The sequence below is a fragment of the Nonomuraea sp. NPDC049649 genome (assembly GCF_040675175.1).
In the GTDB taxonomy this organism is placed as follows: Bacteria; Actinomycetota; Actinomycetes; order Streptosporangiales; family Streptosporangiaceae; genus Nonomuraea.
Genome location: NZ_JBFAOH010000003.1, coordinates 204516 through 229601 on the forward strand (window position 1 = coordinate 204516; position 25086 = coordinate 229601).

A 25086-nucleotide genomic window follows, 5' to 3' on the forward strand; every position below is an offset into this window, starting at 1 on the left:
GCCGCGCCTGGCATGATCGCGGGCATGAGCACGCGTGACCCCGGCCCCTCCGGCGAGCCACCTCCGCCCGCCGCCCCGGACCCGTCCGGCGGCGTGGCGGAGGTGCGCGCGCCCGGCGCCGGCCTGACCCGGTTCCCCGGGGCCGCGCCCTCCGGGGCCCGGCTCATCGACCTGGCGTGGAACGAACTCACCGAGCTGCCCGCCTGGACCGGGGACCTGTCCGAGCTGGAGGAGCTGCGCCTCGACGGCAACAGGCTGCGCGCCCTGCCCGACCTCTCACCGCCTCCGCGAACTCCACCTGAGAGGCAACCGGCTGACCACCCTGCCCCCGTCCGCCGCCGGGCTGGCCGACTCGCGCGTGCTGGACCTGCGCGATCTCGCCGCCCGCGGCTGCGTCATCCTGCGGTGAACCCTCCTCGCGAACCCCGCGTATCTCCGCACATGACGACTTTTCCACGTCTGCCCGCCTTCGCGCTCCTGGCCGGGCTCCTCGTCGCATGCAGCCCCGGCGGCGGGGACAGCAGCTACGTCGCCGCCGGCCAGAAACAGGAGCAACTCCCGGCACTCACCGTGGAGCAGCTCGCCGACAAGGTGGGCTGCGCCCCCCGCATCCAGGTCGACGCCGCCGACATCCGCACCGGCTACTGCAAGACGGAGGACGGCGAGTTCTTCGTGAGCACCTTCGCCACCGAGGAGGGCAAGGACGCCTGGATGGACCAGGCCCCCGAGTACAAACCGCACCTCGTCGGCCCCAAGTGGACCGTCCTGGGCGACCTGGAGGTCCTGGAAGCCCTCCAGGTGCCGCTCGACGGCGACCTGCACCTCAGCGACCACCGCGTCAGCCAGTCCCCCGCCCCCGGCAAGGAAGCCGGCTCCGGCTACTGACCGGCGGCGGTCAGGACCCGCTTTCTGAACACCCAGTAGGTCCAGCCCTGGTAGCCGAGGACGAAGGGGAGCGCGATCAGGCCGATCCAGCTCAGCATCGTCAGCGTGTAGGGGCCGGAGGCGGCCTCCGCGAGGGTCAGGCCGGGCAGCGGGGCCGTCCGCAGCTGGGTGAAGACGGCCGTGGACGCCAGCACGATCGTGCCCGCCATGGCGAGGAACGCCCAGCCTTCGCGGTGCCGCCACACCAGGGCGGGGGCGGCGGCCAGGGCGGCCATCGCGGCGAGCGCGGGGATCGTGCCCATGCCCGACAGCGCGATGACGCCGATGGGCAGCGTCACCGCGCTGAGGGCGAGCGCGGCCGTCCTGGCGCGGGCGCGGACCCGGCCGTCCGTCTTGAGCGCCAGGAAGACGGCGCCGTGGAGCAGGCACACCGAGAGGGAGAACGCGCCGCCCAGCATGGCCGCCGCCGCGCTCCCGTACAGCAGGTCGGCGAAGATGGTGCCCCAGACGAAGGCGGGGAGCGCGCTGCCGACGACGATGCCGAGGTCGCACCAGGCGGGGTTCTCCACCTTGCCGCGCCACTCCAGGCCGACGCCGCGCACGATGAGGCCGACCAGCACCAGCATGACCGGCAGGTAGAAGCCGCTGAACATGCCCGCGTACCAGGCGGGGAAGGCGGCGAACATGGCGCCGACCGCGGTGATCAGCCAGACCTCGTTGCCGTCCCACACGGGGCCGATGGTCTGCAGGCTCTGCCGCTGCTCCGCGTCGTTACGGCTGACGAACGGCGCCAGCAGCCCCACGCCGAAGTCGAATCCTTCCAGGACGAAGTAGCCCGTCCACAGGAAGGCGATGATGACGAACCAGAAGTCGATCACTGCGGGCTCCTCAGTACATGAGCGACGGCTGGAGCTGTTCGGCCGCGGGAGCGTGCTCGGTCTCCTCGGGGCCCTTGCGTACGTGGCGGGCGAGCAGGATGATCTCGACCACGGTGAGCGCGCCGTACACCAGCGTGAAGACCGTCAGGGAGATCGCCACCTCGGTCAGGCTCACGCCGGGGGAGACGGAGGCGGCCGTCAGCAGTTCGCCCGCCACGGTCCAGGGCTGCCGGCCGATCTCGCTCAGCAGCCAGCCGGCGGTCACGGCGAGCAGCGGCAGCGGCAGGGCCAGCAGGAACGCCCGCGACAGCCAGTCGGGCATCCGCCGCCGGCGCCGGGTCAGCCAGAGCCCGAGCACCGACAGGCCGGCGGTCGCCATGCCGAAGCCGATCATCAGCCGGAACGACCAGAAGACCACGGTCTGGTCGGGGCGGTAGTCGCCGGGGCCGAACTCCTGCTCGAAGCGGCGCTGCAGGTCCTCGGTGCCCGGGACGACGGCCTCGGTGTCGTAGGTGGACAGGAAGCTGAGCAGCTTGGGGATCTCGATGCCGGGCACGACGGTGAAGCCGGCCCCGGCGGTGTCGTGTTCCAGTGCTTCGGCGGCGGCCAGCTTCATCGGCTGCTGCTCGTACATCAGCTTGGCGGACCAGTCGCCGGTGCCCGCGACGACCGCGCCCGCGATCGCCGTCATCACCAGCGCCGCCCGGGCGGCGCTGCGCCACATCTCGGCCTTGCTCCGCAGCATCCAGTAGCCGCAGACCGCCAGCACGAACCCGCCGGCCACCACGAACGCGGCGGAGACCACGTGCGGCACCTGGGCGAGCGCGGTGGAGTTGGTGAGCACCGCCCACAGGTCGTTCATCCTGGCCTTGCCGTCGATCACCTCGTAGCCGACGGGGTGCTTCATCCAGGCGTTGGCGGCGAGGATGAAGTACGCCGACAGGTTGGAGGCGAGCGCCGCCGCCCAGATGGAGGCCAGGTGGAGCCGCTTGGGCAGCCGGTCCCAGCCGAAGATCCACAGGCCGATGAAGGTGGACTCCAGGAAGAAGGCGAGCAGCGCCTCCATCGCCAGCGGCGCCCCGAACACGTCACCGACGAACGTGGAGTACTCCGACCAGTTCATGCCGAACTGGAACTCCTGCACGATGCCGGTGACCACGCCCATCGCGAAGTTGATCACGAAGAGCTTGCCGAAGAACTTCGTCAGCCGCAGATAGTGCTCTTTTCCTGTACGGTGCCACGCGGTCTGCAGCCCGGCCACGAAGATGCCCAGGCCGATCGTCAGCGGCACGAACAGGAAGTGGTACACGGTGGTCACGCCGAACTGCCACCGTGCGAGATCAAGTGCGTCCATGTCCCCTCAACCGAGCTCTACGGCTTGTAGTTCAATCTACTTGCAGTAGTACTACAGGCTGTAGAGCAATGTGGTGCGACCTTCGTCACAAGAGCCCCTGGACCTGATCACAGGGCGGCGCCCGAACGTTGGTCAGGTGTTGCCCTTATCCCGGAGGGAGGTCGCTTCCTAGAGTGACGGTGTGAAAGTCGCAGGAAGCGCCGAGATCGGCGTCGAAAGAGATCGCGTGTGGGCAGCCCTTCAGGATCCGGCGGTCCTGGTGCGGACCATCCCCGGATGCGAGCGCCTGGAGGAGTGCGGCCCCGACACGTACCGGATGACCGTCAACGCCGGCGTGGCGTCGCTCAAGGGCGTCTACCAGGGCGAGGTCGCGCTCGCGGAGCCGACGGCTCCGGAGCGGTTCGTGCTGCGGGCGCGCGGCCAGGGCGCCCCGGGGACGGTCGAGGCCACCGTCCAGGTACGGCTGAGCGAGGTCGACGGCGGAACCCGGGTCGACTACGACGCCGACGCGGTGATCGGCGGCATGATCGGCGGAGTGGGGCAGCGCATGCTCGGCTCCGTGGCCCGGAAGACGGCCGGCGAGTTCTTCGCCGCCGTCGAACGCCACCTCTGCACGGAAACCCCTGAAACGGCTCCCGCCGAGGTCGCGGCTCCGGCGGTGACCCCTGCCGAAATCCGCGCCGAGGCGGAACCGAGCACCCCGGCGGCGCCCCGCCCCGCCGTCTTCGAACGCCCCGCCGCGCCGCCGAAACGCCGCACGGAGACACCGCCGTGGGTGATGCTGGCCGCCTTCGGCATGGGCGCCGGCGTCGCACTCGGCAGCGCCGCCATCGGCTGGCTCTTCGGCCGCTCCCGCCGCTGACGCATCCCGCTGTTCGTACGGACGGACGCCCCGCCTTCCTGCGCCGAGGCCGAGGGCGGTCCGTCCGTGCCCCTTGTCGCGGCGCGGTCCGATAAGCAGGGAAAGGAGCAGGTCAGGGATCTCGCAGAAAAGGATCTACGGGCGTAGCGTGGCAGTATGCGGCAGGCTCATGCTGAAGACGCGCGTACCGAGGCCCGGCGGGTGGTGCGTCACCTGCTGGGCGAGGAGACCCCGACCGCCGACGCGCTGATCGCCGGCCTCCGGCCGGTGATCGGGGCCGAGCGTTGCGATCGGTGTGTCGGGCTGGTGCTGGGCGCTCCGCTGACCAGGCGCTCGGCTGAGCTGGCCGCGCTCGCCGCGCTGCTGGTCGGTACCCGTGAGCTGGGCGAACGGTGGTGGACCCGGCCCCGGGGCGGCAAGCTGCCCGCCCCCGACGAGGTGCTGCGCACGGCGGTGGCGATCGAGCCGTGGACGGACCTGACCGCGCTGGAGATGCTGGCCGCCTGGGTGTCCGACGACGCCGCCGACGAGCTGTGGGGCAGGCCGGTCGCCGAGGTGGACCTGAACTCGTGGCAGGCCGAGGACCGCTTCGCCCTGCCCCGGGGAGCGAAGCCGGGTCAGCGGCTGGTGGTGCACTTCGACGCGGGCGGCCGCCTGGACGCGGTGGTGACGCGCCGCCCGGACGGCGATTTGGGCTCCAACCTGGACTTCCACTCGCTGCGCTACTCGCGCCCCGCCGAGGCGCAGTGGAGCTGGGGCGTGGCCGCCGGCCTGGGGCCGCACCGGCTGCCGGGGGAGAAGCCCGACCCGTACGCGAGAAGGGTGGACGCCCGGGCGGCCCGGATCCTGCGCGACTGGGGGCTGCGCCACGGCGCCACCGTCAAGGAGCTCGGCGAGCGCTGGGACACCGTCGGCGATGTGGTGGCCGCGATCGAGCGGGCCGACTGGATGTGGCGCAGCGGCGAGTGGTTCGGCTGGTGGCGCGGCGCGTCCGCGCTGGTCGACGACTCTGACTACCTTCCGTTCCGGCTGGAGGAGCTGGCGGCGGGCTGATCCGGAATGGACGGCCGGGCAAAGCCGTTGCCAAAAGTATGAAGGTCGAGATTTTCTCCGACGTCGTCTGCCCTTGGTGCTATGTCGGGCATGCTCGTTTCGCCCGTGCCGCGCAGGCGTTCCGCGACAAGGGCGGGACCATCGAGGTCACCATGCGCCCGTTCCAGCTCAACCCCGACGCGCCCGCCGAGGGTGAGCCGCTGCTGCCCGCGCTGGAGCGCAAGTTCGGCGGCAACGTGGCCCAGATGACCTCCCGGGTGACGGAGGTGGCCGCGGGCGAGGGCCTGGAGCTCCGCTTCGACCAGGCGATCAGCGCCAACACCCTGGAGGCGCACCGGCTCGTCGAGGTCGCCACCGGCCAGGGCAAGGGCGAGGAGATGGCCGACCTGCTCTTCCGCGCCCACTTCACGGACGGCCTGAACGTCGGCGACCCCGAGGTGCTCGCCAAGCTCGCCGCCGAGGCGGGCGTACGCGACACCGGCGAGGGCGCCGCCGAGGTCCGCGAGCAGATCGCCCGCGCCGGGCGGCTGGGCATCACGGGCGTGCCGCTCTTCCTGTTCGAGGGGAAGTTCGCGGTGTCGGGCGCGCAGCCGTACGAGACGATGACGGCCGCGATCGACGAGGTGGCCGAGCGCATCGGTGAGACGCCGATCCAGCAGCTCGCCACCCCCGGCGACGGCTGCGACGACGGCTACTGCGCGGTCTGAGCCGTTCCGGCGCTCTCGCCGAGGAGTCCCGCCCGGTGATGGCGCCGGCACAGCACCTGGTAGCGGACGGGTGAGGCGTCGGTGTCCCCGATGACCACCTGCTCGCCCGTACGGACCATCTCGCCGCCCACCACGCGGGCGTTGAGCAGGCCCGGCCGCCCGCACCAGCACAGCACCTCGACCTGCAGCCGGCACACCTCGTCGGCCAGCTCGAAGAGCCGCTGCGCGGCCGGGAAGAGCACCGAGCGGAAGTCCGAGGCGAGCCCGAACGCGTACACGTCGACGCCGTGCCCGTCGACCAGGTCGGCGAGCTGCTCGATCTGCTCGACGGTGTAGAAGCACGCCTCGTCGCAGATCAGGTAGTCGATGCGGTCGTGGGCGCGGACCAGCTCCACCAGGTCCATCGAGTCGACCACCTCGATGGCCTCCCGGCCGAGCCCGATCCTGCTGGTGACCTTGGGTTCGCCGGACCGGTCGTGCTTGGTGAGCACCAGGCCGCGGCGGCCCTGACGGCCGTGGTTGTAGTTCATCTGCAGGGCCAGAGTGGACTTCCCGCAGTCCATCGGGCCGAAGTAGAACTTCAGGACGGCGTCGCGGGATCCAGGGGGCGCGGGGGACAGGGCGGACAGTTCGGTCACGGGGTGCCACCTTAGCGCTTGGCTACATACCTGACCTCATGGGAGATTTCTCCTCTGAGGATCAGGAGGAACAAGTGGTCACCGACAAACCCCCCACGCTCGACGCCATGCTGGCGCCGGACGACCGCACCGCGGCCCAGGCCGACGCGGCACGGTGGCGTTACGGCTTCTACGTGGTGCTGACGGGCATCATCGCGGTCATCGTCGCCTTCGCCGCGACCGTGTTCGCGACCGGGGAGTCCGCCGCCCTGTTCGCCGGGGTCGCGGGCGTGATCGGCACCATCATCGGGGCGTACTTCGGCGTCCAGGCGGGCCAGTCGGGCAAGGCCAGAGTCGAGGCCGAGCTCGGCAGGACCCAGGAGCTCGTGGTCAGGCTGGCGGCGTACGTCGGCACTGAGAACGCCCCCCGGGTCATCGACGAAGTGCTTGGCAAGCGCCGAAGCTGAGGAGCCATGCGTAGCGTCCGAATCGGAGTCGACACCGGCGGCACGTTCACCGACGTGGTCGCGGTCGACGAGCAGACCGGTGACATCATCACCACCAAGACCCCTTCGACCCCCGCGAATCCCGCGGACGGGTTCGTCGCCGGCATAGAGAAACTCGGCGAGCTGGAAGCAGCCGCCATCGTGCACGGCACCACCGTGGCCACCAACCAACTGCTCGAGGAGCGCATCGCCAACCTCGGGCTGATCACCACCGAGGGCTTCGAGTTCCTGCTGGAGATCGGCCGGCAGAGCGTGCCCGACGGTTACGGCAACTCCTACTTCTGGGTCAAACCGCCCCGCATCGTCCCGGTACACCTGGTGAAGACCGTCGGCGGGCGGCTCGACCACCGGGGCGAGGAGGTGCGTCCCTTCGACGAGGCCCAGGCGGCCGAGGTGGCCCGCTGGTACCGCGAACGCGGCATCACCGCCATCGGCGTCTGCTTCCTGCACTCGTACGCCAACCCGGACCACGAGCGGCGCATGCGCGAGGTCCTGGAACGGGAGTTCCCCGAGGCGGTGGTCTCGCTCTCCAGCGACGTGCTGCGCGAGTACCGCGAGTACGAGCGGGCCGTCACCACCCTGGTCGACGCCGCGGTCAAACCCGCCATGCGGGCCTACATCGCCAACCTGTCCGGCCGCCTCGGCCGGCCGTTCTCGGTGATGAAGTCCAACGGCGGCGTGCTGTCGGCCCGCGAGGTCGTCAACCAGCCGATCACCACCGTCCTGTCCGGCCCGGCGGCCGGCGCCCTCGGCGCCGCGCTCATCGCCGCCAACGCCGGGCACGGGAGCGTGATCACGCTGGACGGCGGCGGCACCTCCACCGACGTGACCGTGGTCGTCGACGGCGACCCGTCCGTCACCACCGAGGGCACCATCGGCCGGTTCCCGTGCAAGATCCCGATGATCGACATCGTCACCGTCGGCGCGGGCGGCGGCTCGATCGCGTGGATCTCGCCCGAGGGCACGCTCAAGGTCGGCCCCCGCTCCGCCGGCGCCGACCCGGGCCCGCTCTGCTACCGGCGCGGCGGCACCGAGGTGACCGTCACCGACGCCCACGTCTACCTGCGCCGCATCCCGCCGCACCTGCTCGGCGGGGAGATCCCGCTCGACTACGACGCAGCCCGGATGGGCATCGAGGCGCTGGCCGACAAGCTCGATCTCAGCCCCGAACGGACCGCCAACGGCATCCTGGAGATCAGCGCGTTCAACCAGAGCAACGCCATCCGCCAGCTCACCGTCAAGCGCGGCCTGGACGTGCGCGACTTCCCGCTGGTGACGTTCGGCGGGTCGGGGCCGCTGCTGGCCTGCCGGCTCATCGACATCCTCGGCCTGCCCGCCGTGCTCGTCCCGCCCGAGCCCGGCAACGTCTCCGCGTTCGGCCTGCTCACCGTGGACGTCAAGAACGACTACGTGCGCACGTACGTCACCCGCGAGCTCGCCCTCGGCAAGGCCGCGCAGATCTTCGGCGAGCTTGAGGGCCAGGCCGCCGAGGACCTGGAACGCGAGGGCTTCGCCGAGCCCGTCTTCGCGCGCAGCGCCGACCTGCGCTACTACGGGCAGGCGTTCGAGGTCCGGGTGCCCGCCCCGGCCGGCCCGCTCGACGACGAATGGCGGCAGGAGGTCACCGACCGCTTCCACGAGGCGCACGAGAAGCTCTACGGGTACGCCTACCGGGACGACCCGCGCCACCCGGTCGAATGGGTCAACCTGCGAGTCTCCGGCATCGGGCCCATCACCCGGCCGGCGATCCGGCGTAACCCGTACCAGAAGATCGAGCCCGTCGAGGAGACCAGGCGCGTGATCTTCGAGGAGCCGCACGACACCCCGATCCTCCAGCGCGCCGCGCTGGAGGCCGGCACCGTCATCCACGGCCCGGCCGTCATCGAGGAGTACGGCTCCACCATCCCCCTGCACCCTGGCTTCACCGCCACGGTGGACGAGTACGGCAACGTGGAGATCCGACGTGACTGACCCGATCCTCATCGAGATCGTCGAAGGCACACTCGCCTCCGTGGAGAAGGAGGTCGAGACCGCCATCGCGCGCACCGCCCGATCTCCCATGATCCGCGACGCGCACGACTTCCGCGCCGGCATCCACGACCGGCGGATGCGCAAGCTGACCGGCCGCTCCTACAGCGCGCTCGTGCAGCCCGTCGTCCGGGACTTCCCCATCGAGACGATGAAGCCCGGCGACGTGTTCTTCCACAACGACGTCTACCTGTCCGAAGGCGGCATCGGCCACCTGCCCGACCTCTGCGTCACCGTGCCCGTCTTCCACCGCGGCGAGGTGGTGGCGTTCGTGCAGGCGTTCGGGCACCACGACGACATCGGCGGCGCCGTGCCCGGCTCCATGCCGTCGGACGCCCGGTCGGCCTACGAGGAAGGGCTGATGGTCCCGCCGATCAAACTGTGGCACCAGGGCGTGCCCAACGAGGCCGCGCTGCGGATCATGACCCGCAACTCCCGGATGCCGGACTCGCTCGCCGGCGACCTGGACGCGGAGTGCTCCGCCTGCCTCATGGGCGCCCGCCGGCTCGGCGAACTGTTCGACCGGTACGGGCGCGACGAGGTGGAGGCGTGCTTCGACGCCATCATCGACAACACCACCGAGACGTTCCGCCGCGAACTGCTGTCCAAGATCCCCGAGGGCACGTACGTCTGGGAGGACTACGCCGAGCACGACGGCGTCGACGAACCCCGCCTGCACACCCAGCGGATCACCCTCACCGTCGACCACTCGGCCGAGGCGCCGCTCACCATCGACTTCACCGGCACGTCACCGCAGGCCAAGGGGCCGATCAACCACGCGGGCGACTACGCCGACGGAGTCTTCCTCAAGAAGTGGCTCGCGCCCATCCTGCGCAACCTGGCCGACACGCCCGAACGGATGGCCGAACTCGACGTCAACGAAGGCGTCGTGCCGCTCATCAAGATGGTCTTCCCGCCCAAGGGAACCCTGCTCACGCCGATCTTCCCCGCCCCGACCAACGCCCGCACCTTCGTCATCCTGCGCCTGCTCGGCGTGCTGGCGGGAGTGCTGGCCAAGGCCACCGGCGGGCGGATGCCGGCCGACCAGGAGACCATCCGCTACACGGGCGTGTACGGGACGGACGCCGACGGGCAGCCCTACCTGATGCGGGAGGTGCTCGGCGGCGGCTCCGGCGGGCGCTGGTACGCCGACGGCGAGGACACCATCCACGTCGTGCCCGACTCGCGCAACATCCCCGTGGAGTTCGCCGAGGCCCGCTGGCCCTTCCGGGTCGAACGGCTCGGGCTCGCCTGCGACTCGGGCGGCCCCGGCATGTTCCGGGGCGGCCTCGGCTACGACAAGCACATCCGGATGCTGCGCGACGCCTCCTACATGTCCATCGCCGACCGGTCCATCCTGTCCTGCTGGGGCGTCAACGGCGGCCTCGCCGGACGGCCCTTCCGGGTGGAGGTCGGCGGCAAGGAGATGGAGGGGCTGGTCGACGACCACCCGGTCCAGGCGGGCGAGATCATCCGCATCCGCACCACGGGCGGCGGCGGCTGGGGCTCCCCGTACGACCGCGACCCCCGCGCTGTGGCGGCCGACGTCCGCGACGGCAAGGTGTCCATCGCCGGCGCCCTCGGCGACTACGGCGTCGTCCTGGACGGCGAGCGCATAGACGAACAGGCCACCGCCGAGCTCCGCGCCAACCTCCGGCGCGCCTCTGGCCGCTTCTTCGACCGCGGCCCGGGCTTCGCGCGGCTCTCCGGCGGCAAGACCCACGCGGAGGTGGACGAACTGTAAGGCGAACGGTGAGCGGGGGCGAGACTCGTCACTCACCCCCGCTCACCGCTCACGTCGGAAAACGCGGTCTCTCTGGCCAGGTGGCTCCGGCGGAAACCGGACGCCACCGTGCCGGCCCGCCTGCCGCAACACCGCCGGTGGAGACCGAACAGGCGCGAAGCCCGGGCTTCCGACGTCCGGCGGTCCACCCGGGCTCACTTCTCATCCCCCCGTAGGAGGCGGCAGGCCCAAAGTACCCGCCCGTGTACGGTGTGTCACCGGAATGCGGCGGCTGGAGAGCGCGAAGCCCGGGGTTCCACCGTGCCCTCCGGTGGGGTCAGAGGGTGAGGCGGTAGAGGGTGAGGGGGCGGCCGCCGGCGCCGCTGGTGAGGTTGCCGGTGCGCTGGGCGAGGCCGGCGAGCTCCAGGCGGTGGAGCATGCGGCGGGCGGTGCGCTGCTGGATCGCGAGGCGGTGGGCGAGTTCGCGGGTGGTCAGGGGTTCGTCGCCGGCGGCGGCGCGGGCGCTCATGAGCTTCTCCAGGGTGGGCACCGAGAGGCCGACCCGGCGGGCGATCACTGAGAGGTTCTGGTCGGCGGCCGGGGCGGGGGAGCCGGGTTCCAGGACGATGTCGGTGTCGGCGCGCAGTGACAGGACCGCGGCCACGTCGCCGATGCGGCGGGCGCGGGAGAGAGCGCGGCGGGCCAGGCTCTCCGCCTCGGCGGCGCTGCGGCCGAGGCCGAAACCGGCCCGTACGACCCGGTTGCGGCCGGCCAGGCGGGTCAGCATGGGCAGCGCGGTGAAGCCGCCGGTGGCCTCGTGCAGCGGCCCGCGGGTGGTGACCAGCAGGTGGGTGCCGCCGCGGAAGGCCGCGACGGTGCCGCCGAGCACGGCCGCCTCCCGCAGCAGCCCGTCGTCGTCGTCCGCCTCGACGAGCCCGAGCGCGATCTGGGCGTCCTCCTGGGCCCGGCGCTCGGTGGCCAGCAACAGACGGCGCAGCGCGACCCGTACCGAGTGGGCGGCGGGCGCGAGGCGCAGCACGTGCGGCAGCTCGCCGCGGAGCGCATCGTGGACGGAGCTCAGGCAGGTGATCACGGGGTGGGCGGGGCCGCGCCGGTGGAAGGCGGCGGCCTTCTCGGGCGTCAGCTCCCGCCGGTACGGCAGGACGCGCACGTCCCGGACGGGCAGCCCGGCCTCCTCGAAGGCGGCGGCGACGGCGGAGGCCGGCAGCGTGTCGATGGACAGCCGGGTCACGTCCTGGCCCTCGTGCTGGAGCCGTACCAGGGCGCTGAGCAGCGTCGCGCCCGTGTAGTCGACGAACGCGGCCGGTCGGGTGAGCACGCCGGCGTCGCGGCAGAGCAGGTGCGGCACGGCGCCGGTGAACAGCCATCCCTCGACGGCCGGGGCCTGCGCCTCCACGATGGCGGGGGCCTGCGGTTCGCGGTCGTAGTCCAGCCGCAGGGCGCTGACGCCCGGCCGCTCCTCGCAGGTGGCCGCGACCTGGTCGACCAGGTCGTGCGGTCCGACGACACCGATGACGACCGTCACCCACGTCTCCGTCTCGCTCGTCACGGGCTGTCTCCGAGGCGCGGAAGGCCGCCCGGCGGCGAGGCCGGGCGCGCGGCGCTGCCGCCCATCTTGGCGCAGAACGCGGCCCGTGTCTGCACCCGCGGCGATCTCTTCCGGTTAGGCTCGGGCCATGAGCGAAACGATCTTGCAGATCTCGACGAAGGTCGTCTACGACAACCCGTGGATGACAGTCCGGGAGGACGAGATCGAGCGCCCCGACGGCTCCCGCGGCGTCTACGCGTACGCCGACAAGCCCGACTTCGTGCTGATCATCCCGATGGAGGACGACGGGTTCCACCTGGTGGAGGAGTACCGCTACCCGGTGCGCCGCCGTACCTGGAGCTTCCCGCAGGGCACGGCCACCGCGCCGACCCGCGAGGAGGAAGCCGGGATCGAGCTGGCGGAGGAGACCGGGCTGCGGGCCGCGCACTGGAGGCTGCTCGGCGTGCTCGACAACGCCCACGGCCTGACCAGCCAGCGTTTCCACGTCTACCTCGCCACCGGGCTGGAGCGCGGGCAGGCCGTCCGGGAGCACACCGAGCAGGACATGCGCCAGCGGTGGGTGAGCCGCGGCGAGTTCGAGCGGATGGTCCGCGCGGGCGAGGTGTGCGACTCCTCGTCGGTCGCCGCCTACGCGCTGCTCGGCCTCACGCCAGAGTCTGGGTGATCTCGTTCCGGTCCCCGTCGTACGTGACCCGCGCCCGGGCGCCGTTGACCAGCGGCAGGTACGGCGGGACGTGGCCGCACTCGACGTCGGCGATGATCGGCACGCCGAGGCCGCCGAGCGCGTCGAGCACCGCCTCGTGCTGGGTGAGCGTGCGCATGTCCGGGGCGCGGGTGCGGCCGACGAGGATCGCGGCGGCGTGGTCGAAGAGGCCCGCCAGCCGCATGCCGTGCAGGTTGCGGCAGATGGCGTACGCGTCGTCCTCGCACGCCTCGAGGTAGACCACGAGCCCGTCGCCGGCCAGCGGCGTGACGTCCAGGTACGGGGTCCCGGCGAGGTTGATCAGCATCTCGACGCAGCCGCCGATCAGCCTGCCCTCGGCGGTCACGGCGCCGTCCCCGTCCAGGCGGGTCCACCGGCCCGGGGTGTCGAGGGTGTACTCGTCCACCTCCGGCTCGTGCCGGAAGTCGTCATAGCCCTGCGCCCGGTAGCGTCCGGGCGGGGTCTGCGTGAAAGTCGCGCCGGGCGGCATCGTCACGATGTCCAGCCAGCCGGCCAGGCCCTCGGGGATCTTGTACGGGGTGTCCATGAGGTTGTTGCCGTGGACGGTCGCGACGCCGGTGAGCAGGGTCAGCGGGGTATCGTGGGATCGGTCAGCATGCCCGTCAGCTCCCGCGCCCGCTCGGCCGCCGGAGCGCTGACATGCCCGCCGCCGTCCATGCAGGAGCCGACGACCACCTCGTAACCCCGCGCCTCGACGGCCCGGATCGCCACCTTCAACCGCTCGCGCAGGCTCTCGTCGACACCGGAGGAGGGGGCGGTGACGCCGATCCGGTCACCGGGACGCAGGGGAGGGGGATATCTCATCCCCGAGTCCTAACACAGCCCCTGCGCGCCAAACCACGCAATATCCGGCCCGGCGCGGCGTTCCGTCCGTCCACCCCAGTGTGTTCGCGGGTGCGGCGGATACGCGTGAAACTTCCGTACTGCCGCGCGACCGGCCCAGTGCGGCGCCCCGTCCGTTCACCACAGCGTGGTCGCGGATGCGCGTTTCCAGACTGCCGCTAGGAAGGACGCGCGCGGTGGGCCGGTCCAGCAGGCGCGGTGTGGCTTAACCCTTTCCAGGTCTACTTTGTAAAGGGGCCCTCAGCTCGCCGTGGAGACGATCAGGTCGGCGCGGGCGCGGGTGTCGTCGGCGGTGAACCAGTCTCGTTCGGCGGCGAACCACTCCCGCCACCGCTCCTCCAGCCCCGGCCCGTCGCGGTCGAGCACCCGGCGGAGGCGGAGGTCGTCGGGGGCCTCCAGCCAGATGACGTAGGCCAGCAGGTGGGCGGCGGACTTCCGGGCGGTGCCGACGCCCTCGATGATCAGAGCCGGGGCGACGGGGACGGTCACGTGTTCGGCGTAGGCGCCGCGGACCCAGTCGTAGCGGCGGAAGCCGCCGGGGCGCCCCTGCCGGAGCGGTTCCAGGACCTGGTCGAAGAGGGCGGCGAACCAGGTGGCGGGGCCTTCGTGCCAGGGTACGGGGAAGTCGTCGGCGTGGATGACCTGGCATTCGAGCGTGGCCGCGAGGGCGCCGGCGTAGGTGGTCTTGCCGGATCCGGCCGGACCGTCGACCGCGATGAGCCGTACGGCGCCGCATGACGGGGGGAGCGCCCGGATGCGGCGGGCCAGGGTTTCCACGGCCCCCAGGGTAGATGACTGAGGTGATGGGGGAGAATGTGTCCCCACTCCGACCGGACGCAGGAGGTTGACGTTGCCCGGACCCCTCGGTGACATCGTGGTGCTCGACCTGTCGCGGGCCTTGGCCGGCCCGCATGCCGCGCAGATGCTGGGCGATCTGGGGGCGCGGGTGATCAAGGTGGAACATCCGGACGGGGGTGACGAGTCGCGTGGCTGGGGACCGCCCTTCGTAGGCCCAGATCACGACATATCCACCTACTTTCTGGCGGCGAACCGTAACAAGCAGTCCATCGCCGTCGACCTGAAGAGCGCGGAGGGCAAGACCCTCGTCGAACGCCTGGTGAAACAGAGCGACGTGCTGGTGGAGAACTTCCGCACCGGCGTGCTCGACCGCTTGGGCTTCTCCGCCGACCGCCTGCACGAGCTGAACCCGCGCCTGGTGCTCCTGTCGATCACCGGGTTCGGCCACGACGGCCCGGAGGGCGGCCGTCCCGGCTACGACCAGATCGCCCAGGGCGAGGCGGGGCTGATGTCGCTGACCGGCCCGTCCGCCGACGAGCCGTACCGCGTGGGCGCGTCGATCGCCGACCTGCTCGCGGGCATCCACGGCGCGTACGGGGTGGTCGCGGCGCTGTACGAGCGGCAGCGCACGGGCCGGGGCCGGGTGGTGCGGACGTCGCTGCTGGCGGCGGTCACCGGCGTCCACGCGTACCACGGCACGGCGTGGACGGTGGGCGGGAAGGTGCCGGGCGCGAACGGCAACCACCACGCCTCGATCGCCCCGTACGGCGCCTTCCGGTGCGCCGACGGGATGCTGCAGATCGCGGCGGCGAACGACGGCCAGTGGAGAAAGGTCGCCGAGCTACTCGACATTGATCCAAATATGGCGAAATATGCCACCAACAGGGACAGATTCGCTCACCGGGATGAGCTGATCGCCGACATGGAGAAGGCCCTGGCCGCCCACGACCGCGCCCACTGGCTGGCCAAGCTGAGCGAGGCCGGGGTCCCGGCCGGAGCGATCCGCACGATCGACGAGGTGTACGCGTGGGAGCAGACCCGCTCACAAGGCCTGCTGGTCGAGGTCGACCACCCGGTGCTGGGCCCGATCGAGCTGCCGGGCCCGCCGCTGCGCTTCGACGGGCTGACCGGGGTGAGCCACACCGCGCCGCCGATGCTCGGCCAGGACGAGGACGCGGTGCTGAGCTGGCTCGAAGAGCGCGAGCGATGACCAGGAACTGGTTCCGCCCGCGGGTGACTACGAGGGAGTGATGGTGAGCCGTCCGGATGCGCGCACGATGATCGAGACGGTCCTCGACGAGGGGTCGTGGCGGTCGTGGGACGCGCCCCCCGACCAGCCGGCCGAGCCGGGCTCCTCGTACGCCGAGGAACTGGCGGCGGCGCGGGCCAAGTCCGGTTACGACGAGGCCGTGGTTTCGGGGGAGGGGCTGCTGGACGGCCGCCGGGTGGCGGTGGTGGCGTGCGAGTTCTCGTTCATGGCCGGGTCGATCGGGGTGGCGGCGGCCGAGCGCCTCGTCACCGCGATCGAGCGGGCCACCAGGGAGCGGCTGCCGCTGCTGGCCGCCACCGCCTCGGGCGGCACCCGGATGCAGGAGGGCGCGCTGGCCTTCGCCCAGATGATCAAGATCACCGTGGCGGTGCAGGCGCACCGGGCGGCGGGCCTGCCGTTCGTGGTCTACCTGCGGCATCCGACGACCGGCGGGGTGTTCGCCTCGTGGGGCTCGCTGGGTCACGTCACGGCGGCCGAGCCGGGCGCCCTCATCGGGTTCCTGGGGCCGCGCGTGTTCGAGTCGCTGTACGGCTACCCGTTCCCGTCGGGCGTCCAGCTCGCGGAGAACCTGTACGAGAACGGGCTGATCGACGCGGTGGTGCCGCCGGAGGACGTGCGCGAGGTGGCGATCCGGGCGCTCAGCGTGCTGGCGGCGGGCGGCGAGCACGTCCCGCCCGGCGAGGAGCCGGAGGAGGACCTGCGGCCGGTCGAGGCGTGGGACGCGATCACCCGCTCGCGCCGCGACGACCGGCCGGGGGTGCGCGAGCTGCTGAAGCTGGCGGCCACCGACGTGACGCCGCTGAGCGGCACCGGCGCGGGCGAGAAGGAGCCGGGGCTGCTGCTGGCCCTGGCGCGGTTCGGCGGGGCCCCGGCCGTGGTGCTGGGGCAGGACCGGTACGGCCAGCGGGCCCGCGCCCCGCTCGGCCCCGGCGGGCTCCGGGTGGCCAGGCGCGGCATGCGGCTGGCCGAGGAGCTGCGGCTGCCCCTGGTGACGGTGATCGACACCTCGGGGGCGGCGCTGTCGAAGGCGGCCGAGGAGGGCGGCCTGGCGGGCGAGATCGCCCGCAGCCTGGCCGAGCTGGTCACGCTCGACGCGCCCACGGTCTGCCTGCTGCTGGGCGAGGGCGCGGGCGGCGCGGCGCTGGCGCTGCTGCCCGCCGACCGGGTGCTGAGCGCCCAGCACGGCTGGCTGTCGCCGCTGCCGCCGGAGGGCGCCTCCACGATCCTGTACCGCAGCGTCGACTTCGCCCCCGAGATCGCCCAGGCCCAGCGGGTGCGCGCCACCCACCTGCGCGAGGACGGCATCGTGGACCGGATCATCCCGGAGCGGCCGGACGCCGCGTACGAGCACCGCGCGTTCTGCGAGCGGGTGGGGCGGGCCCTGGAGTACGAGATCGGCATGCTGCTGCGGCGCAGCCCGGCCGACCGCAAGGCGGCCAGGCTCGACCGCTACCGCAACCTGGGCGGCTAGTTGGCAGACATTGCCAGTGAAATGCCGGATCCTGCGTCACTAATGTGAACCACGGGTATGCCGCTGACGCGGTTTGCACTGGTGAGAAAGGGCGCGGGATGCCGGATCCGATTGACGTGCGCAAGGTTCCGATCGAGAGCGTCACGGACGCTTCGGGGCTGGAGCGGCTGATCGACGACGGGGTGATCGAGGCGCGGCGGGTGCTCGCGGTGATCGGCAAGACCGAGGGCAACGGCGGGGTGAACGACTACACCCGCATCCTCGCCGACCGGGCCTTCCGCGACGTGCTGGCCGCCAAGGGGCACCCGTCGCCGGAGAGCGTGCCGCTGGTCTGGTCGGGCGGCACCGACGGGGTGCTCAGCCCGCACGCCACGATCTTCGCCACCACCGACCCGGCGGAGGCGGAGCAGACGGACGAGCCCCGGCTGTCGGTCGGCGTGGCGATGAGCGACGTGATCCTGCCGGAGGACATCGGCAGGCCCGCGATGGTGGAGAAGGTCGCGGCCGGGGTGCGCGAGGCGATGAAGATCGCCGGCATCGACGACCCGCGCGACGTCCACTACGTGCAGACGAAGACGCCGCTGCTCACGCTCGCCACGATCACCGACGCGAAGAGCCGCGGCAAGGACACCGTGATCGAGGAGACGGGCCCGTCGATGGACCTGTCCAACTCGACCACCGCGCTCGGCATCGCGGTCGCGCTCGGCGAGATCGACATGCCGACCGCCGAGCAGATCCACAAGGACCTGTCGCTCTACTCGTCGGTCGCGTCCTGCTCGTCCGGCGTGGAGCTGGACCGGGCGCAGATCGTGCTGGTGGGCAACGTGCGCGGCATCGGCGGGCGCTTCCGGATCGGCCACAGCGTCATGCGCGACGCGCTCGACGCCGACGGCATCTGGGAGGCGATCCGCGACGCCGGGCTGGCGCTGCCGGACCGCCCCCACCACTCCGACCTCGGCGGGCGCCTGGTCAACGTGTTCCTGAAGTGCGAGGCCGACCCGTCGGGGCGGGTGCGCGGCCGGCGCAACATCATGCTCGACGACTCCGACGTCCACTGGCACCGCCAGATCAAGGCGACCGTCGGCGGCGTGACGGCCTCCGTCACCGGCGACCCGGCGGTGTTCGTGTCGGTGGCCGCCGTGCACCAGGGCCCCTCGGGCGGCGGCCCGGTCGCCGCGATCGTGGACCTCGGCGACGACCAGGGCTAGCCCGACAGCCGCTTGAGCCGGGCCACCGCCTCGTCGATGACCTCGTCCTTCTTGCAGAAGGCGAACCTGACGAAGTGGCGGCCCCGCTCGGGGTGCTCGTAGAACACCTGTGTGGGGATGGCGACGACACCGGCCAGCTCGGGCAGCCGGCGGGTGAAGGCGAGCCCGTCGTCGAAGCCGAGCGGCCGGATGTCGGTCTGCACGAAGTACGTGCCGGCCGGCCTGAACACCTCGAACCCGGCCGCCGCCAGCCCCTCCATGAGCCGGTCGCGCTTGTCCTGCAGCGAGGAGCGGAGCGCGGCCACCCAGGCGCGCTCGTGCCGCAGCCCGTAGGCGACCGCGGCCTGCCAGGGCGCGCTCGCGGTGAACGTGAGGAACTGCTTGACGGTCTGCACCGCCGTCACCAGCGGGGCCGGGGCGCAGATCCAGCCGGTCTTCCAGCCGGTCACCGAGAACGTCTTGCCGGCCGAGGAGATCATCACCGTGCGTTCGCGCATGCCCGGCAGGGTGGCCAGCGGGACGTGGCCGACGCCGTCGAACGTCAGGTGCTCGTACACCTCGTCGGTGACGGCGATCAGGTCGTGCTCGCGGCAGAGCTCCGCGATGAGCGCCAGCTCCTCGCCGGTGAAGACGGTGCCGGTCGGGTTGTGCGGGGAGTTGACCAGGATCAGGCGGGTGCGCGGGGTGATCGCGGCGCGCAGCTCGTCCGGGTCGAACGCGAACCGCCCGCCGTGCGGGCGGAGCGTCACGCCGACCAGCCGCGCCTGGGCGAGCGCGATCGAGGCCGCGTACGAGTCGTAGTACGGCTCGAAGGCGACCACCTCGTCGCCCGGCTCGCACAGCGCCAGGATCGCGGCGGCGATGGCCTCGGTGGCGCCGACCGTGACCAGGATCTCGCCGTCGGGGTCGTAGGAGAGGCCGTAGTGCGCGTCGCGGTGCTCGGAGACGGCCTGTCGGAGCTCCGGCACGCCGGGGCCCGGAGGATACTGGTTGGCGCCGGAACGGATCGCGCGCACCGCGCGGTCCAGCATGGCGGCCGGGCCGTCGGTGTCGGGGAAGCCCTGGCCGAGGTTGATCGCTCCGGTCTGTACGGCTAGCGCGCTCATCTCGGCGAAGATCGTGGTGCCGAAGGAGCGCATCCGGGAGACAAGTGGTTCCGTCACATGCTCAATGTACGGCGCTAAGGTGGATCCCCTGAGTTCCCTGTCGCGCATTCGTGAGCTGGACGCCCTCCGCGGCTTCGCGGTGGGCGGCATCATGGTGGTCAACACCTGGCAGCACGCCCAGAAGGGGCTGCCCGTCCCGCTCGACTGGCCGATCGACGCGCTGCTCCAGGGCCGCTTCTACCCGATCTTCTCGCTGCTGTTCGGCATCAGCTTCGTGCTGTTCATGGAGCGGGCCGGCCGGTGGATGCTGCTGTCGCGGCTCTTCTGGCTGTTCGTGTTCGGGCTGATCCAGCACACCTGGTACGAGGGGGAGGTGCTGACGGACTACGCCTTCTACGGCGCGCTGGTGCTGCTGCCCGTCTCCTTCCTGTCGCCCGGGCTGCCGGTGCTGCTGCTCGGGCTGGGGGCCGTGGCGTGGGCGGTGTTCTTCATCGGCGGCGGGGTGCTGCTCATCCCCGGCATGTTCCTGCTGGGCATGGCGCTCATGCAGCTCAGGCCGCCGCGCGGGCTGCTGCTGCCGGCCTTCGGGGTCAGCGCGGTGGCGGCGGTGCTGCTGACGGCGGCCGCGTCGAGCCCGGGCCGGACGCCGACGCTGGTGCTGCTGTCCGACCTGGCCGCGGTGGCCGCCTACTCGACCGGGCTGGTGCTGGTGCTGCGGCCGTGGCTGTCGGCGGTGCTGGAGCCGATGGGCAAGATGGCGCTGACCAACTACGTCTCCGGCACGCTGGTCATCGTCTTCACCGCGGGGCTGGTCGACGCCGACCCCACCCGGTGGCGGGTCCTCGCCGTCGCGGGTGTGACGCTGGCCGCGCAGGCGGCGTTCAGCCGGTGGTGGCTGAGCCGGTTCCGTTACGGGCCGCTGGAGTGGATCTGGCGCATGCTCACCAGGTTCCGTTACGTGCCCAACCGGTTAGAGTCGGGCCGTGACGAGAATCGCCCTCTGCCAGATCCCGGTGTCGCCTGATCCGTCTGTCAACCTCCGGCGGGTGCGCGAAGCGCTCGCCAGAGCGGAGGGAGCCGACCTGGCGATCTTTCCGGAGGCGACGCTCACCCGCATCGGCCGGCGGGTGACCGACCTGGCCGAGCCGCTCGACGGCCCGTTCGTCACCGGGATGGCCGAGGCCGCCAAGCGGCACGGCCTCGCGGTGATCGCGGGCGTGTTCGAGCCGGCGGAGGGCCTGGTCCACAACACCGCCGTCGCGCTGGACGCCTCCGGCGAGATCAAGGCCGCCTACCGCAAGATCCACCTGTTCGACTCGTTCGGCGCCAAGGAGTCCGACATGGTCGCGCCGGGCGCGGAGCCGGTCGTGGTGGAGCTGGCGGGGCTCCGGATCGGGCTGATCACCTGCTACGACATCCGCTTCCCCGAGCTGGCCAGGGCGCTGGTCGACCGGGGCGCCGAGCTGTTCGCGGTGATCGCGGCCTGGGGTTCGGGGCCGCTCAAGGAGGACCACTGGGTGACGCTGGTGCGGGCCCGCGCCCTGGAGAACACCATGTGGACCGCCGCCGTCGGCCAGGCCCCCAACCCGGCCGAGTCTTCCGACGGATTCGGGGTAGGGCGGAGCATGCTGGTGGACCCGATGGGCGTGGTCCGCGCCGACCTCGGCACCCCCGCCGGGGTTCGGGTGGTCGAGGTGGACCAGGAGGTCACCGCCTGGGCGCGGGCGACCTTGCCCTGCCTCGAACATCGGGTTCTCGGGGTCGACCGATCGTAAAGTGGTAATCGTGAGCGGAACGCAGATGCAGAAGGTGGTCCCGCCGCGTCTGCTCGTGCCGTACCTGTCGGGCAAGCGCACGGTGATCTCCGGGTACGTCTACCGCGTGCAGGACTGCGCCCGGCTGACCACCCCGCGCGACTACTTCCTCGGCCTCGACCTGTCGTTCGACGGCTCGGAGCTGACCCCCGGCGTGCCCGAGCTGTATGTGCTGCGCTGGCACGCCCGCGACGTCGACACCTACTCCGTCCCCTATGGCCCGCACATGGGCGGCGACTGGAGCGATGCACCGCCGTTCGCCGGCAACGGGTTCACCACCTCGCGCGAGCACGTGGTGCCGCAGTTCCACACCGTCCCGATGCCGATCCCGGCAGGCGCCCGGATCGTCCACATCACCGGCTCGGGCGAGCGGCCGTTCGCCGAGTACGACGGGCTGACCTGGCGGCCGGCGGCATGAGCGAGGAGATCACGCCGGTCGCCTCCGGGTTCGCCGCCCGGTTAGGCGAGCTGACGCTGCCCGCCGCGCTCGGTCCCGACGACCGGGTGGTGCTGTTCAGCGAGGAGGAGCTGGAGGGGTTCGAGCACGCCTCCGGCTACTGGCGGCGCACGGTCGCCCGGGGCGAGCTGGAGTGGCTGGTGCTCATCCGTACCGTCGGCACGTTCGGCGGCGAGCCGTGCATCGTGCTCGACGAGGACGAGGACGGCCTGCACATCGCCTACACCGGCCACAGCGGGATGAAGGCCGAGGCGCTGGGCTACTGGATGGTCGACCACGGCGCCTACGAGGTCGTGGTGCCGCGCGAGGAGGTTTTCTCCCTTCGTGTCGAGCGTGTCCCGGTGCCGTAGGGTCCCTCATGTGATACGCGAAGCCGATGTCAACGGGATCAGGCTGGCCTACCGGGAGGAAGGTGATCCGGCGGCGCCGGTGCTGGTGCTGCTGCACGGCCGGACGGCCGACCACAACGACTGGAACGGCTTCACGCAACACTTCGCCGCCCGCTACCACGTCCTCGTCCCCGACCTGCGCGGTCACGGCCTCAGCGACTTCCCCGGCACGTACCCGATCCCCGAGATGGCCGAGGACGTCGCCGCCCTGCTCGACCGGCACGGCGCCGCGACCGCCACGGTGATCGGCCACTCGCTCGGCGGGATGGTCGCCTACCACCTGGCCATGCGCCATCCGGAGCGGGTGGCGCGGCTGGTGCTGGAGGACACGGCGCTGCCCGCGCCGATGCGCGACCGGCCGGCCCTCGTCGAGGACGGCTCGGTCGGCTTCGACTGGCGCATGATGCACGACACCGAGCGGCAGTTCCGGCACCCCGACCCGGCCTGGCTCGACGGGCTGGCCCGGATCACCGCGCCCACCCTGGTCATCTCGGGCGGCGAGGCCAGCCCGTTCCGCGCCGGCCTGCTGGCCGAGCGCATCCCCGGCGCCAAGCTGGTCACCATCGAGGCCGGTCATCTGGTGCACGTCACCGAGCGGGCGGCTTTCCGGCGCGCGGTGGATGCTTTCCTGGACGGCCCTGCCTTTTCGGGCTGATATCAGCCGGGATGGCCGGTGTGACCGGAATTTCCGTATGATCGGCAGGGATGACAAGGGTGGGTGCGAAGTTCGGCGATCACATGCGGGAACGTCTGGGCACGTTCGGCCTGATGGCCCCCGCGATCGCGCAGAGCTCCGTCGGAGCCGGCGTGGCCTGGATCGTCGCCACCCAGGTGCTCGGCCACGCCCGCCCGTTCTTCGCCCCCATCGCGGTGCTCATCAGCGTCGGCATCGGGCTCGGCCAGCGCCTGCGCCGGGTGGCCGAGCTGGTCGTCGGCGTCAGCCTCGGCGTCGGCGTGGGCGACCTGCTGGTGGCCTGGATCGGGTCGGGGGCCTGGCAGATCGCGCTGGTGGTGGCGCTGGCCATGGCCACCGCGGTGCTGCTCGACAGCGGGGCGCTGTTCGTGGCCCAGGTCGCCTCGTCCGCCGTGCTCGTCGCGGCCGTGCTGCCGGGCGACGACATGGGCGGCCTGGACCGGATGCTGGACGCGCTCGTCGGCGGCGCCGTGGGCCTGGTCGCGGTCGCGCTGATGCCGGCCAGCCCGCTCGCCCTGGCGGCCAAGCACGCCTCAGGGGTGCTCGACGCCCTCTCCACCGCGCTGGAGCAGGCGGCCGAGGCCATCGAGAAGCGCGACGCCGACCTGGCCGCCGCGGCGCTGGAGGAGGCGCGCGGCACGCAGACGGCGGTGGAGGAGTTCGAGCAGGCGCTGGAGACCAGCAAGGAGATCATCCTCATCTCGCCGCTGCACTGGCACCGGCGGGCCATCCTGGCGCGGTACGAGACCGCGGCCGAGCCGGTGGACCACGCGCTCAGGAACGCCAGGGTGCTGGCCCGCCGCACACTCGCCGCGCTCGGCGAGCCGCAGCCGCCCCCGGCGTCGCTGGCGGAGTCGATGCGCGAGGTGTCGGAGGCGGCGCTCCTGCTCCAGCTGGAGCTGGGGGCGGGCCGGGAGCCCGTGCTGGCCCGGCAGGCCCTGCTGGCCGTGGCCACCCGGCAGCGCCCGGACGACGGCGTCGGCTTCTCCTCGTCGGTGATCCTCGCGCAGCTGCGGTCCATCGTCGTCGACCTGCTGCACGCCACCGGCGCCGGCCAGGAGGAGACCGCCGGGGCGCTGCCGCCCGTGGACGGCTGACGGTTTCCTGGTCCCCGGGCGGGTAGAAGAGCGCAGTCATGGCTCTGACCAGGAAGGACTCCGGATGAGCACGCCCGACGAGAACCCTCCCCGCACCGACGAGGAACCGCTGCTGGATGCCGCGGAAGACGACGGGGAACCGGTGGAGGAGCCCGGCCGGGAGCCCAGGACCCAGGGCAGGGAGGCGATGGAACGGGCCCTGCGCGCCTCCGGCAAGAAGCTCGGCGACCTCACCTGAGCCTATTGTCGACCCGATTTGGCGGCGATATTGTCAACAATATTGCCGCTGATCTAGGAGGCATGGCATGCGAGGGTCGTTACTGGTCGTCACCGCCCACCCCGGAGACTTCGTCTGGCGGGCCGCCGGCGCCATCGCGCTGGCCACACAGAGCGGAAACCGGGCGGTCATCGCCTGCCTCAGCTTCGGCGAACGCGGCGAGTCCGCCCGGCTCTGGCGCCGGGGACACACCCTGGAGGAGGTCAAGGCGGTCCGCCGCGAGGAGGGCGAGAAGGCCGCCGCCGTGCTCGGCGCCGAAGTGGTCTTCTACGACGCGGGCGACTACCCGCTCACCGAGACGCCCGAGCTGATCCAGTCCCTGATCGACCTCTACCGGACCGTACGGCCCTCGGCGGTGCTCACCCACGCCCCGAACGACCCGTACAACATCGACCACCCGGTCGCCGGCGAGATCGCCCGCAAGACGCGCATCCTCGCCCAGGCGCCCGGCGTCCCCGGCGACGGCGACGTGATCGGCGCGCCGCCCGTCTTCTGCTTCGAACCCCACCAGCCGGAGGTCTGCGACTTCCGGCCCGACGTGCTGCTGGACATCACGCCGGTGTGGGAGCAGAAGCAGGCCGCCATGCGGGTGCTCGGCGCCCAGGGGCACCTCGTCGAGTACTACACCGATCTGGGACGCCGGCGCGGAGTCCAGGCCAAGCGCAACAGCGGCCCCAACCTGGGGCTGCCCGTCGACACCTACGCCGAGGCCTACCAGCGGGTCTACCCGCAGGTCACCACCGAGCTGGCCTGAG

General features: G+C 71.9%; 27 protein-coding genes. 19 read left to right on the plus strand and 8 right to left on the minus strand.

The window, feature by feature from the left end; all coding sequences use genetic code 11:
* Positions 1 to 24 precede the first annotated feature (24 nt).
* Positions 25 to 885, plus strand: a complete 861-nt coding sequence (locus tag AB0J42_RS06230) for a leucine-rich repeat domain-containing protein (protein WP_364289478.1) — start codon at positions 25 to 27, stop codon at positions 883 to 885.
* Here the strand turns inward: AB0J42_RS06230 and cydB are convergent.
* Positions 879 to 1763 (minus strand): cytochrome d ubiquinol oxidase subunit II, encoded by an 885-nt coding sequence (gene cydB / locus AB0J42_RS06235; protein WP_364289480.1) that lies wholly within the window; start codon positions 1761 to 1763, stop codon positions 879 to 881. The genes AB0J42_RS06230 and cydB overlap by 7 nt on opposite strands.
* A gap of 10 nt (positions 1764 to 1773) precedes the next feature.
* Entirely contained in the window at positions 1774 to 3117 is a 1344-nt protein-coding gene (locus tag AB0J42_RS06240) for a cytochrome ubiquinol oxidase subunit I (protein WP_364289481.1), read from the minus strand.
* A 181-nt stretch (positions 3118 to 3298) separates the two neighbouring features.
* On the opposite strand from AB0J42_RS06240, the gene AB0J42_RS06245 reads away from it, so the two are divergent.
* The 3 genes from AB0J42_RS06245 to AB0J42_RS06255 all read left to right on the plus strand — a co-directional run bounded on the left by AB0J42_RS06245 (position 3299) and on the right by AB0J42_RS06255 (position 5739).
* Positions 3299 to 3979, plus strand: a complete 681-nt coding sequence (locus tag AB0J42_RS06245; RefSeq protein WP_364289483.1) for a carbon monoxide dehydrogenase subunit G — start codon at positions 3299 to 3301, stop codon at positions 3977 to 3979.
* 156 nt (positions 3980 to 4135) lie between these two features.
* Positions 4136 to 5032: a hypothetical protein gene (locus tag AB0J42_RS06250; RefSeq protein WP_364289485.1), complete on the plus strand. Its 897-nt coding sequence runs from the start codon at positions 4136 to 4138 to the stop codon at positions 5030 to 5032.
* Between the two features lie 38 nt (positions 5033 to 5070).
* On the plus strand, positions 5071 to 5739 hold the full coding sequence (locus tag AB0J42_RS06255) for a DsbA family oxidoreductase (RefSeq protein WP_364289487.1): 669 nt from the start codon (positions 5071 to 5073) through the stop codon (positions 5737 to 5739).
* Here the strand turns inward: AB0J42_RS06255 and AB0J42_RS06260 are convergent.
* A complete protein-coding gene (locus AB0J42_RS06260; RefSeq protein ID WP_364289489.1) occupies positions 5724 to 6377 on the minus strand; it encodes a thymidine kinase in 654 nt (217 codons plus the stop codon). The two genes, AB0J42_RS06255 and AB0J42_RS06260, sit on opposite strands and share 16 nt — an antisense overlap.
* A 74-nt stretch (positions 6378 to 6451) precedes the next feature.
* Here AB0J42_RS06260 and AB0J42_RS06265 point away from each other — a divergent pair, with 74 nt between their 5' ends.
* From AB0J42_RS06265 to AB0J42_RS06275, 3 genes are read left to right on the plus strand one after another with little or no spacing between them, the layout of a single operon-like run.
* On the plus strand, positions 6452 to 6823 hold the full coding sequence (locus AB0J42_RS06265) for a hypothetical protein (RefSeq protein WP_364289491.1): 372 nt from the start codon (positions 6452 to 6454) through the stop codon (positions 6821 to 6823).
* A gap of 6 nt (positions 6824 to 6829) precedes the next feature.
* On the plus strand, positions 6830 to 8833 hold the full coding sequence (locus AB0J42_RS06270; RefSeq protein ID WP_364289493.1) for a hydantoinase/oxoprolinase family protein: 2004 nt from the start codon (positions 6830 to 6832) through the stop codon (positions 8831 to 8833).
* Positions 8826 to 10634 carry a hydantoinase B/oxoprolinase family protein gene (locus tag AB0J42_RS06275; protein WP_364289495.1) on the plus strand — a complete coding sequence of 603 codons (1809 nt, stop codon included), beginning with the start codon at positions 8826 to 8828 and terminating at the stop codon, positions 10632 to 10634. The genes AB0J42_RS06270 and AB0J42_RS06275 overlap by 8 nt, the downstream gene beginning before the upstream one ends.
* A gap of 316 nt (positions 10635 to 10950) precedes the next feature.
* On the opposite strand, the gene AB0J42_RS06280 is transcribed toward AB0J42_RS06275, so the two are convergent.
* Positions 10951 to 12183 carry a hypothetical protein gene (locus tag AB0J42_RS06280; RefSeq protein ID WP_364289497.1) on the minus strand — a complete coding sequence of 411 codons (1233 nt, stop codon included), beginning with the start codon at positions 12181 to 12183 and terminating at the stop codon, positions 10951 to 10953.
* A gap of 127 nt (positions 12184 to 12310) precedes the next feature.
* On the opposite strand from AB0J42_RS06280, the gene AB0J42_RS06285 reads away from it, so the two are divergent.
* Entirely contained in the window at positions 12311 to 12847 is a 537-nt protein-coding gene (locus AB0J42_RS06285; protein ID WP_364289499.1) for an NUDIX hydrolase, read from the plus strand.
* Here AB0J42_RS06285 and AB0J42_RS06290 read toward each other — a convergent pair.
* The 3 genes from AB0J42_RS06290 to AB0J42_RS06300 all read right to left on the minus strand — a co-directional run bounded on the left by AB0J42_RS06290 (position 12828) and on the right by AB0J42_RS06300 (position 14527).
* Positions 12828 to 13433 (minus strand): hypothetical protein, encoded by a 606-nt coding sequence (locus tag AB0J42_RS06290; RefSeq protein WP_364289501.1) that lies wholly within the window; start codon positions 13431 to 13433, stop codon positions 12828 to 12830. The genes AB0J42_RS06285 and AB0J42_RS06290 overlap by 20 nt on opposite strands.
* A gap of 41 nt (positions 13434 to 13474) precedes the next feature.
* Positions 13475 to 13711, minus strand: a complete 237-nt coding sequence (locus AB0J42_RS06295; RefSeq protein ID WP_364289503.1) for an LD-carboxypeptidase — start codon at positions 13709 to 13711, stop codon at positions 13475 to 13477.
* A 279-nt stretch (positions 13712 to 13990) separates the two neighbouring features.
* On the minus strand, positions 13991 to 14527 hold the full coding sequence (locus AB0J42_RS06300; protein ID WP_364289505.1) for a hypothetical protein: 537 nt from the start codon (positions 14525 to 14527) through the stop codon (positions 13991 to 13993).
* Between the two features lie 73 nt (positions 14528 to 14600).
* Here AB0J42_RS06300 and AB0J42_RS06305 point away from each other — a divergent pair, with 73 nt between their 5' ends.
* The 3 genes from AB0J42_RS06305 to AB0J42_RS06315 all read left to right on the plus strand — a co-directional run bounded on the left by AB0J42_RS06305 (position 14601) and on the right by AB0J42_RS06315 (position 18497).
* A complete protein-coding gene (locus AB0J42_RS06305; protein ID WP_364289507.1) occupies positions 14601 to 15758 on the plus strand; it encodes a CoA transferase in 1158 nt (385 codons plus the stop codon).
* Between the two features lie 40 nt (positions 15759 to 15798).
* On the plus strand, positions 15799 to 17289 hold the full coding sequence (locus AB0J42_RS06310) for a carboxyl transferase domain-containing protein (RefSeq protein WP_364289509.1): 1491 nt from the start codon (positions 15799 to 15801) through the stop codon (positions 17287 to 17289).
* 98 nt (positions 17290 to 17387) lie between these two features.
* Positions 17388 to 18497 (plus strand): ring-opening amidohydrolase, encoded by a 1110-nt coding sequence (locus AB0J42_RS06315; RefSeq protein WP_364289511.1) that lies wholly within the window; start codon positions 17388 to 17390, stop codon positions 18495 to 18497.
* Here the strand turns inward: AB0J42_RS06315 and AB0J42_RS06320 are convergent.
* Entirely contained in the window at positions 18494 to 19660 is a 1167-nt protein-coding gene (locus AB0J42_RS06320; protein WP_364289513.1) for a pyridoxal phosphate-dependent aminotransferase, read from the minus strand. The two genes, AB0J42_RS06315 and AB0J42_RS06320, sit on opposite strands and share 4 nt — an antisense overlap.
* A gap of 22 nt (positions 19661 to 19682) precedes the next feature.
* Between AB0J42_RS06320 and AB0J42_RS06325 the strand changes: the two genes are divergently transcribed.
* The 8 genes from AB0J42_RS06325 (at position 19683) to AB0J42_RS06360 (ending at position 25085) form a co-directional block, all read left to right on the plus strand.
* Positions 19683 to 20627 carry a DUF418 domain-containing protein gene (locus AB0J42_RS06325; RefSeq protein ID WP_364289515.1) on the plus strand — a complete coding sequence of 315 codons (945 nt, stop codon included), beginning with the start codon at positions 19683 to 19685 and terminating at the stop codon, positions 20625 to 20627.
* Positions 20587 to 21378 (plus strand): carbon-nitrogen hydrolase family protein, encoded by a 792-nt coding sequence (locus AB0J42_RS06330; protein ID WP_364289517.1) that lies wholly within the window; start codon positions 20587 to 20589, stop codon positions 21376 to 21378. The genes AB0J42_RS06325 and AB0J42_RS06330 overlap by 41 nt, the downstream gene beginning before the upstream one ends.
* Positions 21379 to 21388: 10 nt before the next feature.
* Positions 21389 to 21835 (plus strand): hypothetical protein, encoded by a 447-nt coding sequence (locus AB0J42_RS06335; RefSeq protein ID WP_364289519.1) that lies wholly within the window; start codon positions 21389 to 21391, stop codon positions 21833 to 21835.
* The gene (locus tag AB0J42_RS06340) at positions 21832 to 22224 is read left to right on the plus strand and encodes a hypothetical protein (protein WP_364289521.1); all 393 of its coding nucleotides are present in this window, start codon (positions 21832 to 21834) and stop codon (positions 22222 to 22224) included. Before AB0J42_RS06335 ends, AB0J42_RS06340 begins: the two co-directional genes overlap by 4 nt.
* Positions 22225 to 22234: 10 nt before the next feature.
* Positions 22235 to 22918, plus strand: a complete 684-nt coding sequence (locus AB0J42_RS06345; protein ID WP_364289523.1) for an alpha/beta fold hydrolase — start codon at positions 22235 to 22237, stop codon at positions 22916 to 22918.
* A 50-nt stretch (positions 22919 to 22968) separates the two neighbouring features.
* A complete protein-coding gene (locus AB0J42_RS06350; RefSeq protein WP_364289525.1) occupies positions 22969 to 24054 on the plus strand; it encodes an FUSC family protein in 1086 nt (361 codons plus the stop codon).
* Between the two features lie 64 nt (positions 24055 to 24118).
* The gene (locus AB0J42_RS06355) at positions 24119 to 24292 is read left to right on the plus strand and encodes a hypothetical protein (protein ID WP_364289527.1); all 174 of its coding nucleotides are present in this window, start codon (positions 24119 to 24121) and stop codon (positions 24290 to 24292) included.
* Between the two features lie 67 nt (positions 24293 to 24359).
* Positions 24360 to 25085, plus strand: coding sequence for a PIG-L deacetylase family protein (locus AB0J42_RS06360; RefSeq protein WP_364289529.1), 726 nt, complete (start codon positions 24360 to 24362; stop codon positions 25083 to 25085).
* The last annotated feature ends 1 nt before the right edge of the window (position 25086 follow it).